Annotated in this window: 15 protein-coding genes; all 15 read left to right on the top strand. The window is 65.0% G+C overall.

Annotated features, from left to right (window positions below):
- Positions 1 to 2 precede the first annotated feature (2 nt).
- The 15 genes from hisC (at position 3) to IE116_RS14255 (ending at position 12,025) form a co-directional block, all read left to right on the top strand.
- Positions 3 to 1,127, top strand: coding sequence for a histidinol-phosphate transaminase (gene hisC, locus IE116_RS14325; protein ID WP_189613456.1), 1,125 nt, complete (start codon positions 3 to 5; stop codon positions 1,125 to 1,127).
- 2 nt (positions 1,128 to 1,129) lie between these two features.
- Entirely contained in the window at positions 1,130 to 1,717 is a 588-nt protein-coding gene (hisB, locus tag IE116_RS14320; protein ID WP_189613454.1) for an imidazoleglycerol-phosphate dehydratase HisB, read from the top strand.
- Position 1,718: 1 nt separating this feature from the next.
- Positions 1,719 to 2,351 carry an imidazole glycerol phosphate synthase subunit HisH gene (hisH, locus tag IE116_RS14315; protein WP_189613452.1) on the top strand — a complete coding sequence of 211 codons (633 nt, stop codon included), beginning with the start codon at positions 1,719 to 1,721 and terminating at the stop codon, positions 2,349 to 2,351.
- Between the two features lie 92 nt (positions 2,352 to 2,443).
- A complete protein-coding gene (hisA, locus tag IE116_RS14310; RefSeq protein ID WP_189613450.1) occupies positions 2,444 to 3,187 on the top strand; it encodes a 1-(5-phosphoribosyl)-5-[(5-phosphoribosylamino)methylideneamino]imidazole-4-carboxamide isomerase in 744 nt (247 codons plus the stop codon).
- A 4-nt stretch (positions 3,188 to 3,191) separates the two neighbouring features.
- On the top strand, positions 3,192 to 3,968 hold the full coding sequence (gene hisF, locus IE116_RS14305; protein ID WP_189613448.1) for an imidazole glycerol phosphate synthase subunit HisF: 777 nt from the start codon (positions 3,192 to 3,194) through the stop codon (positions 3,966 to 3,968).
- Positions 3,969 to 3,989: 21 nt separating this feature from the next.
- On the top strand, positions 3,990 to 4,442 hold the full coding sequence (gene hisI, locus IE116_RS14300; RefSeq protein WP_189613446.1) for a phosphoribosyl-AMP cyclohydrolase: 453 nt from the start codon (positions 3,990 to 3,992) through the stop codon (positions 4,440 to 4,442).
- Complete coding sequence (locus IE116_RS14295) at positions 4,439 to 4,765, top strand: phosphoribosyl-ATP diphosphatase (protein WP_179583876.1); 327 nt, start codon at positions 4,439 to 4,441, stop codon at positions 4,763 to 4,765. Before hisI ends, IE116_RS14295 begins: the two co-directional genes overlap by 4 nt.
- An 8-nt stretch (positions 4,766 to 4,773) precedes the next feature.
- Positions 4,774 to 5,127: a histidine triad nucleotide-binding protein gene (locus tag IE116_RS14290; RefSeq protein WP_189613444.1), complete on the top strand. Its 354-nt coding sequence runs from the start codon at positions 4,774 to 4,776 to the stop codon at positions 5,125 to 5,127.
- A gap of 105 nt (positions 5,128 to 5,232) precedes the next feature.
- On the top strand, positions 5,233 to 5,472 hold the full coding sequence (tatA, locus tag IE116_RS14285) for a Sec-independent protein translocase subunit TatA (protein ID WP_189613442.1): 240 nt from the start codon (positions 5,233 to 5,235) through the stop codon (positions 5,470 to 5,472).
- A 101-nt stretch (positions 5,473 to 5,573) separates the two neighbouring features.
- Entirely contained in the window at positions 5,574 to 6,389 is an 816-nt protein-coding gene (gene tatB, locus IE116_RS26180) for a Sec-independent protein translocase protein TatB (RefSeq protein ID WP_189613440.1), read from the top strand.
- Positions 6,386 to 7,138 carry a twin-arginine translocase subunit TatC gene (gene tatC, locus IE116_RS14275; protein WP_189613438.1) on the top strand — a complete coding sequence of 251 codons (753 nt, stop codon included), beginning with the start codon at positions 6,386 to 6,388 and terminating at the stop codon, positions 7,136 to 7,138. Before tatB ends, tatC begins: the two co-directional genes overlap by 4 nt.
- Before the next feature lie 49 nt (positions 7,139 to 7,187).
- Positions 7,188 to 8,336 (top strand): ABC transporter substrate-binding protein, encoded by a 1,149-nt coding sequence (locus IE116_RS14270; protein ID WP_189613437.1) that lies wholly within the window; start codon positions 7,188 to 7,190, stop codon positions 8,334 to 8,336.
- 46 nt (positions 8,337 to 8,382) lie between these two features.
- Positions 8,383 to 9,417 carry a branched-chain amino acid ABC transporter permease gene (locus IE116_RS14265; protein WP_189613435.1) on the top strand — a complete coding sequence of 345 codons (1,035 nt, stop codon included), beginning with the start codon at positions 8,383 to 8,385 and terminating at the stop codon, positions 9,415 to 9,417.
- Positions 9,417 to 11,234 carry a branched-chain amino acid ABC transporter ATP-binding protein/permease gene (locus tag IE116_RS14260; RefSeq protein ID WP_189614650.1) on the top strand — a complete coding sequence of 606 codons (1,818 nt, stop codon included), beginning with the start codon at positions 9,417 to 9,419 and terminating at the stop codon, positions 11,232 to 11,234. Before IE116_RS14265 ends, IE116_RS14260 begins: the two co-directional genes overlap by 1 nt.
- Entirely contained in the window at positions 11,231 to 12,025 is a 795-nt protein-coding gene (locus tag IE116_RS14255) for an ABC transporter ATP-binding protein (RefSeq protein WP_189613433.1), read from the top strand. Before IE116_RS14260 ends, IE116_RS14255 begins: the two co-directional genes overlap by 4 nt.
- Positions 12,026 to 12,071 lie beyond the last annotated feature (46 nt).

Here is a 12,071-nt window from a genome sequence, read left to right as displayed (position 1 = left end):
CCATGACCGCCAGCGACGCCAGCACGGCCCGTGTGATCGCCGCGACCATCCGCCCGGATGTGCAGGCCTTGGCGCGCTACGCCGTGGCCGATGGCACGCAAGCCATCAAGCTCGACGCCATGGAAAGCCCGTACTCGCTGCCCGCCGATATCCAGGCGGCGGTGGCGCGCGCGGTGGGCAAGGTGGCGCTCAACCGCTACCCGAGCGCCGACCCCCGGCCGGTCAAGGATGCGGTGCGAACTGCGTTCGACATTCCGGCCGGCGCCGACATCATGCTGGGCAATGGGTCGGACGAACTCATCAGTCTTGCGATCCAGTCGACCTGCGTGCCGGGCGATGTGGTGATGTCGCCCTGGCCCTCGTTCGTGATGTACGAGGCCTTCGCCCGGCTGAACCACGCGACCTTCGCGGGCGTGCCCTTGACGGCCGACCTGCAGATCGACGTGCCTGCCATGGTCGACGCCATGGCGCGGCTTCGCCCCAAGATCGTGTTCCTGGCCGTGCCGAACAACCCGACGGGGCTGATGTGGAGCGCCGAGGCGATCCGCACCGTGGTGGAGGCCGCGCCCGGACTGGTCGTCATCGACGAGGCGTACCATGCCTTCGCGCGATCGACGTCCATGGACCTGGTGCTGTCGCATCCCAATGTCGTGATCGTGCGAACGGTGTCCAAGATCGGTCTGGCCGGCATGCGCCTGGGCTACCTGGCGGGGGCGCCGGCCTGGGTCGATCAACTCGACAAGCTCCGTCCGCCCTACAATCTGAATGTGCTGACCCAGGCGGCGATCGTTGCCGTGCTCGAGCACAAGCCCGTGCTGGATGCGCATGCCGCGCAGATCTGCGCCGACCGCGATGCGCTGATCGCGTCCCTGGCGGCGCTGCCGGGCGTGACGTCCTATCCGTCGGCCGCCAACTTCGTGCTGGCGAATTTTTCCGGCGCGGGCCCGCAGACCGGCAATGCGGTCCGCATCTATGACGCCCTGAAGGCCCGCGGCATCCTGGTGCGCAACGTGGGCCCCATGCATCCGCTGCTGGCCGAGTGCCTTCGCATCTCGATCGGCACCCCCGACGACAATGCTGCCCTGTTGGCAGCCCTGAACGACATTCTTCCTTCTATCCGGAACTGATCATGCGTACCGCCGAGATCACCCGCAATACCAACGAAACGCGCATCCGCGTGGCCGTCAATCTGGACGGCACCGGCAAGCAGAAGCTCAATTCCGGCGTGCCGTTTCTCGACCACATGATGGATCAGATCGCCCGCCACGGCATGTTCGACATCGAAGTGGACTGTGATGGCGATCTGCATATCGATGACCACCACACCGTGGAAGACGTCGGCATCACCATGGGTCAGGCGTTTGCCCAGGCCGCCGGCACCAAGGCCGGTTTGCGCCGCTATGGCCATGCCTACGTGCCGCTCGACGAGGCCCTGTCGCGGGTGGTCGTCGATTTTTCAGGCCGCCCGGGCCTGGAGTACAACGTGCCGTTCACCCGCGCAATGATCGGCCGCTTCGACGTGGACCTGGCCCGCGAATTTTTCCAGGGCTTCGTGAACCACGCGCTGATCACGCTGCACATCGACAACCTGAAGGGCGTCAACTCGCACCACCAGTGCGAAACGGTCTTCAAGGCCTTCGGCCGCGCGCTGCGCATGGCGCTGGAAGTCGATCCGCGCGCGGGCAGCACGATTCCGTCGACCAAGGGAGTGCTCTGACGTGACCACGATTGCCATTGTCGACTACGGCATGGGCAACCTGCTGTCGGTCGCCCGGGCCCTTGAACACGTCGCGCCCGAGGCCAATGTCCGCCTGTGCACCGATGCCGCCGGCATTGCCGCCGCCGACCGGGTGGTGTTTCCCGGGCAGGGCGCCATGCTCGATTGCATGCGCAACCTGGACGCGTCGGGCCTGCGTGACGCGGTGCTCGACGCGTCGCGCACCAAGCCGATGCTGGGCGTCTGCCTGGGCGAACAGATGCTGTTCGACCACAGCGAAGAAGGCCCGTCGAACGGCCTGGGCATCATGAAAGGCAAGGTCGTGCGCTTTGCCGGGAGCGCCTTCGACGGCGAGTCGCGCCTGAAGGTCCCCCACATGGGCTGGAACCGGGTCAAGCAGACCCTTGCCCACCCTTTGTGGGAGGGCGTGGCCGATGACACGTATTTCTACTTCGTGCACAGTTACTATGTCGTGCCCGAAGATGTAGGGGTAATTGCCGGGCAGACCGATTACGGTCTCGGCTTTACCTGCGCCGTGGCCAGAGATAACATCTTTGCAACCCAGTTCCATCCCGAAAAGAGCGCCAGCGCGGGCTTGCAGATCTACCGCAATTTCGTGCGATGGAACCCGTGATACGCATTCACTTCCTGCCGGCCTTCCTGGCCGGTTCTTCACTGGCTTGCCGCGTGCAGCCCTCCGACCCGAACGTCACTTTCTGACTCGTCATGCTCCTCATTCCTGCGATTGACCTCAAAGACGGTCGTTGTGTTCGCCTGCGTCAAGGCGACCTCGACGACGCTACCGTGTTTTCCGAAGAACCCGCGGTCATGGCCTCCCACTGGCTGGATCTCGGCGCACGCCGGTTGCACCTGGTCGACCTGAACGGCGCCGTGGCCGGCAAGCCCAAGAACGAGTCGTCGATCCGCGCGATCGTCAAGGCCGTCGGCGATGACATTCCCGTGCAGATCGGCGGCGGCATCCGCGACCTCGACACGATCGAGCGCTACCTCGACAACGGCATCTCGTTCGTCATCATCGGCACGGCCGCGGTCAAGAACCCTGGCTTCCTGCACGATGCGTGCAGCGCGTTCCCGGGCCAGATCATTGTCGGCCTGGACGCCAAGGACGGGAAAGTCGCGACCGACGGCTGGAGCAAGCTCACAGGCCATGACGTCATCGACCTCGCCAAGAAGTTCGAAGACTACGGCTGCGCGTCCATCATCTACACCGACATCGGCCGCGACGGCATGCTGTCGGGCGTGAACGTCGACGCCACCGTGCGCCTGGCGCAGCACGTGCGCATTCCGGTCATCGCTTCGGGCGGCATTGCCGACCTGCGCGACATCGAACAGCTGTGCGCGGTCGAAGAAGAGGGCGTCGAAGGCGCCATTCTGGGCCGCAGCATCTATGAAGGCACACTGGACTTCCAGGCCGCGCAAGCATTGGCCGACAAGCTCGGATCGGTCTGACGGCATGCTCACCCGACGCATCATCCCCTGCCTTGACGTGACCGCCGGTCGCGTCGTGAAGGGGGTCAACTTCGTGAACCTGATGGACGCCGGCGATCCGGTAGAAGTCGCTCGCCGCTACGACCTGCAGGGCGCCGACGAAATCACGTTCCTCGACATCACCGCATCCAGCGACCAGCGCGACATCATCGTGTCGGTCATCGAGCAGGTGGCGTCCCAGGTCTTCATTCCCCTGACCGTCGGCGGTGGCGTGCGCGAAGTCGGCGACGTGCGCCGGCTGCTCAATGCGGGCGCCGACAAGGTGGGCATCAACACGTCGGCGGTCACCAACCCGACGCTGGTGCGCGACGCGGCTCAGCGGTACGGCTCGCAGTGCATCGTGGTCGCCATCGACGCCAAACGCGTGTCGCAGCCGGGCGAAGCGCCGCGCTGGGAAGTCTTCACGCACGGCGGCCGCAAGGCAACCGGGCTGGACGCCATCGAATGGGCGCGCACCATGGCCAACTATGGCGCCGGAGAAATCCTGCTGACCAGCATGGACCGCGACGGCACGCGCTCGGGCTTTGACCTGGCGCTGACGCGCGCGGTGTCCGAAGCCGTGCCGGTGCCCGTGATCGCCTCGGGCGGCGTGGGATCGCTCGACGACCTGGCCAACGGCGTGACCGAAGGCAAGGCCGATGCGGTGCTGGCCGCCAGCATCTTCCACTATGGTCAACACACGGTCCAGGAAGCCAAGCGCTTCATGGCCGATCGCGGCATCGCCATGCGCCTGAATGACTGATGCAGCTGGATAATCGATAGCATGGCTTCAACCTCTGAAGCCGCGGACCTTTCCGCGGCATTTTCCCCGACGGCTTCGGCCGATGACGCCTGGCTCGACGAACTGGTGTTCGACGACAACGGCCTGATCCCGGGCATTGCGCAGGACGTGACCACCAACAAGGTGATCATGTTCGCGTTCCTGAACCGCGAATCGCTGCGCGAGACATTGCGCACCGGCAACGCCACCTACTGGTCGCGCTCGCGCGCCCGCCTGTGGCGCAAGGGTGAAGAGTCTGGCCACGTGCAAAAGGTGCGTGAACTGCGCCTGGACTGCGATGGCGACGTGGTGCTGTTGCGGGTCGAGCAAGTGGGCGGCATTGCCTGCCATACCGGCCGCGAACGCTGCTTCTACCGCCGTCTGGATACCGACGGCGGCACGCGCTGGGTCGAGACCGACCCGGTGCTCAAAGACCCCGAGAGCATCTACAAATGAGCGATTTCCTGTCCCGCCTGGCCGACACCATTGCCACGCGCCGCCCGGAGAACGGCGGTTCGCCCGACGCCTCCTACGTCGCGCGGCTGCTGTCCAAGGGTCCCGACTCGTTCCTGAAGAAGATCGGCGAAGAAGCGACCGAAACCGTCATGGCCGCCAAGGATGGCGATGCCGACCGTATCGTGTCCGAGACCGCGGACCTGTGGTTTCACTGCCTCGTCATGCTGGATTTCTACAAGTTGCGTCCTGAACAGGTGATCGCCGAGCTTGCGCGGCGTGAAGGCCTGTCAGGCCTGGAAGAAAAAGCGTCACGTCCTGCCTGAGGCCCGCCATGAGCGACAATTGCCTGTTCTGCAAGATCAGCCGCGGTGACATCCCGTCGCGCAAGGTCTACGAAGATGACGAGCTATATGCTTTTCATGACATTCATCCGATCGCGCCGGTACATTTTTTGGTGGTGCCCAAGCGACATATCACCTCGCTGCAGGATGTGTCACAAGAGGACGCCGGGGTGTTGGGTAGAATGACGGTCCTGCTTCCGCAGCTGGCCCTCGAACAGGGATGCCGGCCCGGACCGGAGGGCGGGTTTCGCGTCATGGTCAACAATGGTGCGGACGGTGGCCAGGAAGTCCCCCACCTCCACTATCATGTGATTGGTGGTCCCCGGCCCTGGAAGCGGGATTGAACCGGCGCTGACCACCCGGAATCGAGTACACGGAACTGAGTACCGAAGGCCAATCGGCGCTTCGGGTGACTGGACGAATTACCGCCTCGCGGCGCGGAGTATGCAATGGGAAGCTTTAGCATTTGGCACTGGCTCATCGTGCTGGTTATCGTCGTGCTGATTTTTGGCACCAAGAAACTGAAGAACATGGGCGGCGACATCGGCGGCGCGGTCAAGGGCTTCAAGGACGGCATGCGTGAAGGCGGCGAAGCAGGCGGCCCCACCACCACGCACACGACGGCCGATCCGAAGCGCGTTCCTGGCGAGACGATCGACGTCCAAGCCAAGGAAAAAGAACGCATCTGATAGCGGCGCGGCCTGCCGGCCGCGATCCGTGGTTGGCCCCAGCCGGACCTGTCCGGCTTGGGGCGTCTTGTTTTCTACTTATCTGCAACGGTGCGTGCTGAATGTTCGATGTCAGCTTTACCGAGATGCTAGTGATCGCCGTCGTGGCGCTAGTGGTCATCGGTCCCGAACGTCTGCCCAAGGTGGCCCGCACAGTCGGACATCTGCTGGGCCGGGCCCAGCGTTACGTCAGCGATGTCAAAGGTGACATCCGGCGCGAAATGGAACTCGACGAACTGCGCAATCTGCGCACGGAAATGGAAGAGGCGGCGCGCACCATCAAGTCGACCGTCGACACCAATGTCGAAGAAGTGCGCAAGGAACTGGATCACACGACCCGCGAAGTAAAAAGCCTGGCGGACGACGCCGCGCAGAGTGCGTCGACGGCCAGCGCCGCGGCGGACGTGGCGGTGCATGGCGGCGACGCCGTGTTCCTGCCCGAGGGCGCAGCGGGTGCGGCCCATGCGGCCGGCGTGTCGCCGCATGCCGATCCGGCCGATGCGGCGCCGGCCAGCAGCGTTGCGGCACACACGCCTGACGGCGCCGCGGCACACGTTCCCGAACTCGTTCCCGTGCCGAATCCCGCGATCACTCCGCGGGATTTGCCTGCCGACGCCCCCATGGTCACGCCCGACCCGGTGGTGACGGTTGCCTCGGCCCAGGTCACGCCGCAACCCGCGCCTCAGCCGTCCTCGGGTGCTGCGCCTGTCGCAGGCCAGCCGTCGGCTGACGACGGCGACGGCACCCCGGTGCCGCAGGCTTCACTGTTTCCGACTGACCAATTGCCGCCCGCCGTCCCGCCCGTTGCGAGCGTCGAGCCGGCCGCCGATACCCACCCAGCCGCAGCCCTGCCTGCGCGAGATCGGGAAAAAGCGTGAGCACAGAAGACAGTTTCATTTCCCACCTGGTCGAACTGCGTGACCGCCTGATCCGCGCCCTCCTGGCCGTCGGCGTCGTGTTCATCGTGCTGTTCCTGTATCCCGGCGCGTCCACGATCTATGACCTGCTCGCCCAGCCCATGCTGGCGACCCTGCCGCCCGGCACGCGCATGATTGCCACGGGCGTGATCACGCCCTTCATGGTGCCCGTCAAGGTGACCATGCTGGCCGCCTTCGTGGTGGCCTTGCCGGTCGTGCTGTACCAGGCGTGGTCGTTCGTTGCCCCCGGCCTTTACATGCACGAAAAGAAGTTGGCGCTGCCGCTGATTGTGTCCAGCACGTTGCTGTTCATCATGGGCATGTCGTTCTGCTACTTTTTCGTCTTCAAGACGGTATTCCACTTCATTGCGACGTTCGCGCCGCAGTCGATCACGCCGGCCCCGGATATCGAGGCCTACCTGAACTTCGTGATGACGATGTTCCTGGCCTTCGGCATCACGTTCGAAGTGCCGATCGCCGTGATCCTGCTGGTCAAGACCGGGGTGGTCACCACCGAGAAGCTGGCCGCCGCCCGGGGTTACGTGGTCGTGGGCGCCTTCGTGATCGCCGCGGTCGTGACGCCGCCCGACGTGGTCAGCCAGTTCATGCTTGCGGTGCCGCTGTGCATTCTGTTCGAATTGGGATTGTTGGTCTCTCGGTTCCTCAAGAAAAAAGAATCCGAAGATCGCGCGATCGTAGAAAAAAATTGAAATCGTCCCGCGCAGTGGCGGGGCGATTCGCAACTTGTTGGAGACTTGCATGCACGTGTTGAACAAACTGGCCGTCGCCATGGCGCTGGCCACGACGGCGCTTGCCGCACACGCCGACATCACTGTCGGCGTCAACGTATCCGCCACCGGTCCTGCCGCGTCGCTGGGCATCCCCGAGAAGAACACCTTCACGCTGATGCCCAAGACCATTGCCGGGCAGAAGGTCAACTACATCGTCCTCGACGATGCGACCGACACGACCACGGCCGTCAAGAACGCACGCAAGCTCACCACCGAAGACAAGGTCGACATCCTGGTCGGCTCCACCGTTACGCCCAATTCGCTGGCCATGATCGACGTGGCCGCCGAAACCGGCACGCCGCTGATTTCGATGGCCGCATCGGCCGTGATCGTCGAGCCGCTGGACGGCAAGAAGCGCTGGGCCTTCAAGACGCCGCAGAACGATGCGCAGATGGCGGGCGCGATCGTCGAGCACATGAAGGCCAACAACGTGAAGACCGTGGCCTTCATCGGCTTTGCGGACGCCTACGGCGAAGGCTGGTATTCGGAATTCAACAAGGCGGCCCAGGCTGCCGGCATCAAGGCCGTCACCAACGAGCGCTTCAACCGTACCGACACCTCGGTCACGGGGCAGGTGCTGAAGATGATGGCGACCAAGCCCGACGCCGTGCTGATCGGCGCGGCCGGCACTCCCGCCGCGCTGCCCCAGAAGACATTGAAGGAACGTGGCTACGCCGGCAAGTACTACCAGACCCACGGCGTCGCCAACAACGACTTCCTGCGCGTGGGTGGCAAGGACATCGCCGGCACCTTCCTGCCTGCCGGTCCGGTGCTGGTGTGGAACCAGTTGCCCGACAGCAACCCGGTCAAGGCGTCTGCCACCGAATACGTGCAGAAGTACGAAGCCGCCTTCGGCAAGGGTTCCGTCTCGACCTTCGGCGGCCATGCCTGGGATGCCGGCAAGCTGATCGAAGCCGCCGTTCCCGAAGCGCTCAAGAAAGCCAAGCCGGGCACGCCGGAATTCCGTGCCGCGCTGCGCGATGCGCTCGAGCAGGTCAAGAATGTGGCCGGCGCGCATGGCATCTTCAACCCGACCGCCACCGATCACGTGGGCCTCGACAACCGGTCACGCGTCATGGTGACGATCGAGAACGGCGGTTGGAAGCTGATCAAGTAAATCCAGGCGGAGGGTGGGCGAAGGCTCCGGCCCTTCCGGAGTCGAGATGGACCTCCAGATAGTTCTTTTCCTGGTGCAGGACGGCATCACCAATGGCGCGATCTACGCGCTGTTGGGGCTGGCGCTCGTCCTGGCCTTCACGGTCACCCGCGTGATCTTCATTCCCCAGGGCGAGTTCGTGGCCTGGGGCGCCCTGAGCCTGGCGGCGTTGCAGGCCGGCAAGCTGCCGGGCACCGTCTGGCTGCTGGTGGGCGCGGGCGCCGTGGTCGCCGTCGTCGAACTGTGGACCGCGTTCCGCGCCCGGTCATGGCGGCGCGTGCCGTCGGTGCTGGGCTGGAACGTGGTGTATCCGCTGGTGGTGCTGGCGATCGCGCGGTACGTGTCGTTCGTTGACCTGCCGTTGATCGTCCAGATCCTCTTCACCTTTGTGATGGTGGTGCCGCTCGGGCCGATGATCTGGCGTCTGGCATTCCAGCCCGTGGCCGAAAGTTCGGTGCTGGTGCTGCTGATCGTGTCGGTGGCCGTGCACATGGCGCTGGTGGGACTGGGCCTGCTGTTTTTCGGCGCCGAAGGCTCGCGCACCCCGCCGTTTTCCGAAGGCAGTTTTGAATTGGCCGGCGTGCCGATCAGCGCGCAGACCCTGTGGGTCGTGGGCTGCTCGCTGGCCCTGATCGTGCTGCTGTCCCTGCTGTTCGAACGCACGCTGTATGGCAAGGCGCTGCGCGCAACCGCCGTCAACCGGGTGGGGGCACGCCTGATGGGCATTCCGACCAGCCTGGCGGGCAAGCTCAGCTTCACGCTGTGCGCGCTGATCGGCGTGTTCTCGGGCATCCTGATTGCCCCCATCACCACCATCTACTACGACACCGGCTTCCTGATCGGGCTAAAGGGCTTCGTCGCGGCCATCATTGCCGGGCTGGCCAGCTACCCGATCGCGGCAGCGGGCGCACTGCTGGTGGGCCTGCTGGAAGCCTTTTCGTCCTTCAGCGCCAGCGCCTACAAGGAAGTGATCGTCTTCACCTTGATCATTCCGGTGCTGGTGTGGCGCTCGCTGTCGTCACGCCACGTGGAGGAAGAATGATGCGGGTGCGTCCTTCCTGGCTCGTTGCCGCGGGCGTGCTCGCGTTGCTGGGCGCCGTGTTCGGCCTGTCCGAATTCACCGTCACGCTGCTCAACTACATTGGCCTTGCGGCCCTGGTTTCGCTGGGCCTGGTACTGCTGACCGGGGTAGGGGGGCTGACGTCCTTTGGCCAGGCAGCCTTTGTCGGCCTGGGTGCGTATGCCACGGCCTGGCTCACCACCGCGACCTTGCCGACCTGGCTGGCGTGGACCGGAGGGTCGCCTTGGGCAGGGCTGCTGCTGGGGCTGTTGATTACCGGGGTATTTGCCTGGGTTCTTGGCGGGATCTCGTTGCGGCTGTCGGGCCACTATCTGCCGCTGGGCACCATCGCCTGGGGCCTGAGCCTGTACTTCCTGTTCGGCACGTTTGATTTCCTTGGCGGCCACACCGGTCTGTCCGGCGTGCCGCCAATCACGCTGTTCGGCACGCAACTGGTTGGCGGACGCGATCTGTTCTGGTTGATCTGGATCGCGCTGGGCGTGGCCATGCTGCTGATCAGCAACCTGCTCGACTCGCGGGAAGGCCGGGCGATCCGTGCACTCAAGGGTGGCATGGTGATGGCCGAATCCATGGGCGTCGATACCGCCCGGTCGCGCATCGCCATCTTCGTGATCGCGGCGCTGCTGGCCGCGCTGTCGGGCTGGCTTTACGCCCACATGCAGCGCTTCGTGAACCCGACGCCGTTCGGACTGGGTATCGGCATCGAATATCTGTTCATGGCAGTGATCGGCGGCGCGTCGCAGGTCTGGGGCGCGTTGCTGGGCGCTGGTGTGGTCACCCTGCTCAAGCAGTGGCTGCAGAACGTCCTGCCGTCCTTGCTCGGGGCGTCGGGCAGTTTCGAAACCATCGTGTTCGGCGTGTTGCTGGTCGTGTTGCTGCAGCGGGCGCGCGACGGTTTGTGGCCCCTGCTGGCGCAGCTCACGCGCAAGGTGCTGCCGTTCGCGCCGACCCATCGCACCATCGATACCGCTGCTGCGCCGCTGGCACGCCGTGCCATGCCCGAGCGGGGCGAAGAAGTGCTGGCTGCCGAACACCTGACCAAACGTTTTGGCGGCCTGGTGGCCAACAATGACATCAGCTTTTCGGTGCGCGCGGGCGAAGTGCTGGCCCTGATCGGCCCCAACGGCGCCGGCAAAAGCACCATGTTCAACCTGTTGTCGGGCGTGGACGATCCCACCTCGGGCGTGGTGCGCTTTCGCGGCGACGCTGTCACGGGCCGCAGCGCGCGGCGTATCGCGGCGCAGGGCCTGGGCCGGACGTTCCAACATGTGCGCCTGCTGCCGCAGATGAGCGTGATCGAGAACATCGCGATCGGCGCGCACCTGCGTGAGCGCCGCGGCATCGTCCACGGCCTGTTCACCGGCGCGCTCAAACTGGACCGGAAGGAAGAAGCGCGGCTCATGGCCGAAGCTGCCCGTCAGGCCGCGCGGGTGGGCCTGGGCGATCAGTTGTGGGTGGCCGCCGGGTCGCTTCCGCTGGGCCAGCAGCGCATGCTGGAAATCGCCCGGGCGCTGTGCGCCGACCCCTGCCTGCTTTTGCTGGACGAGCCGGCGGCCGGACTGCGTTATCTGGAAAAACGCGCCTTGTCGGACACCCTTGCCACCCTGCGCGCCGAGGGCATGGCGATCCTGCTGGTCGAGCATGACATGGACTTTGTCATGGGTCTGGCGGATCGGATCGTTGTCATGGAATTTGGCGAAAAGATCGCCGAGGGTCTGCCCGAGCAGGTCCAGAAGGACCCCCGCGTGCTCGAAGCCTATCTGGGAGGCGTCGAATGACCACAACGCCCGCATCACCTGATTCGGGCGGACAGGCCGGGTCCGCAAGCACGGCCGCCGCATCTTCGCCCGCCTTGCTGACGGTTTCCGACCTGCACGTTTCCTACGGCAAGGTCGAAGCCCTGCACGGCGCCGACCTGGTCGTGCCCGCTGGCAGCATCGTGACTGTCATCGGCCCGAACGGCGCCGGCAAGACGACCATGCTGTCCGCGATCATGGGCCTGCTGCCGTCGCGAGGCACGGTCGCCATCGACGGCGTCGTGCAGCCCCAGCCCGAGATTGAAAAGATGGTGGCGCTGGGCCTGAACCTGGTTCCCGAAAAGCGCGAGCTGTTTGGCGAGATGACGGTGGAAGACAACCTGCTGCTGGGTGCCTTTTCGCGTTATCGCCGCGGCGAGCGCGACCAGGCCGCGTCGATGGACGAAGTGTTCGTGCTGTTTCCCCGGCTGAAAGACCGCCGCAAGCAACTGGCCGGCACGCTGTCGGGGGGTGAACGCCAGATGCTGGCCCTGGGCCGCGCCCTGATGGCCAAGCCGCGCCTGCTGTTGCTGGACGAACCGTCTCTGGGGCTGGCGCCGCGGATCGTGAAAGAGATCTTCCACATCATCAACGAGCTGAAAGCGCGTGGCGTGGCCATCCTGCTGGTCGAGCAGAACGCGCGGGCGGCCCTGCAGACGGCCGACTACGCGTATGTGCTGGAAACCGGCAAGGTTGTTCTGTCCGGCCCGGCGGGTGAACTGGCCGATGACCCGCGGGTGGTGGAAAGCTATCTGGGATTGGGCAAGCACTGAGCGCGTGGCGCTGACGGCCGGGTAGCGATACAAGATTCCGTCGCCA

It is taken from the genome of Pigmentiphaga litoralis, from assembly GCF_014651835.1.
GTDB lineage: Bacteria > Pseudomonadota > Gammaproteobacteria > Burkholderiales > Burkholderiaceae_B > Pigmentiphaga > Pigmentiphaga litoralis.
Note: the sequence above shows the minus strand (reverse complement) of the source record. Positions and strands in the feature narration are given on the sequence as shown.

What these genes read in the sequence shown, in the direction of transcription:
- hisC (WP_189613456.1), top strand. Translation starts at nt 3, where the DNA reads ATGACCGCCAGCGACGCCAGCACGGCCCGTGTGATCGCCGCGACCATC.
- hisB (WP_189613454.1), top strand. Translation starts at nt 1,130, where the DNA reads ATGCGTACCGCCGAGATCACCCGCAATACCAACGAAACGCGCATCCGC.
- hisA (WP_189613450.1), top strand. Translation starts at nt 2,444, where the DNA reads ATGCTCCTCATTCCTGCGATTGACCTCAAAGACGGTCGTTGTGTTCGC.
- hisF (WP_189613448.1), top strand. Translation starts at nt 3,192, where the DNA reads ATGCTCACCCGACGCATCATCCCCTGCCTTGACGTGACCGCCGGTCGC.
- hisI (WP_189613446.1), top strand. Translation starts at nt 3,990, where the DNA reads ATGGCTTCAACCTCTGAAGCCGCGGACCTTTCCGCGGCATTTTCCCCG.
- IE116_RS14295 (WP_179583876.1), top strand. Translation starts at nt 4,439, where the DNA reads ATGAGCGATTTCCTGTCCCGCCTGGCCGACACCATTGCCACGCGCCGC.
- IE116_RS14290 (WP_189613444.1), top strand. Translation starts at nt 4,774, where the DNA reads ATGAGCGACAATTGCCTGTTCTGCAAGATCAGCCGCGGTGACATCCCG.
- tatA (WP_189613442.1), top strand. Translation starts at nt 5,233, where the DNA reads ATGGGAAGCTTTAGCATTTGGCACTGGCTCATCGTGCTGGTTATCGTC.
- tatB (WP_189613440.1), top strand. Translation starts at nt 5,574, where the DNA reads ATGTTCGATGTCAGCTTTACCGAGATGCTAGTGATCGCCGTCGTGGCG.
- IE116_RS14270 (WP_189613437.1), top strand. Translation starts at nt 7,188, where the DNA reads ATGCACGTGTTGAACAAACTGGCCGTCGCCATGGCGCTGGCCACGACG.
- IE116_RS14265 (WP_189613435.1), top strand. Translation starts at nt 8,383, where the DNA reads ATGGACCTCCAGATAGTTCTTTTCCTGGTGCAGGACGGCATCACCAAT.
- IE116_RS14260 (WP_189614650.1), top strand. Translation starts at nt 9,417, where the DNA reads ATGCGGGTGCGTCCTTCCTGGCTCGTTGCCGCGGGCGTGCTCGCGTTG.
- IE116_RS14255 (WP_189613433.1), top strand. Translation starts at nt 11,231, where the DNA reads ATGACCACAACGCCCGCATCACCTGATTCGGGCGGACAGGCCGGGTCC.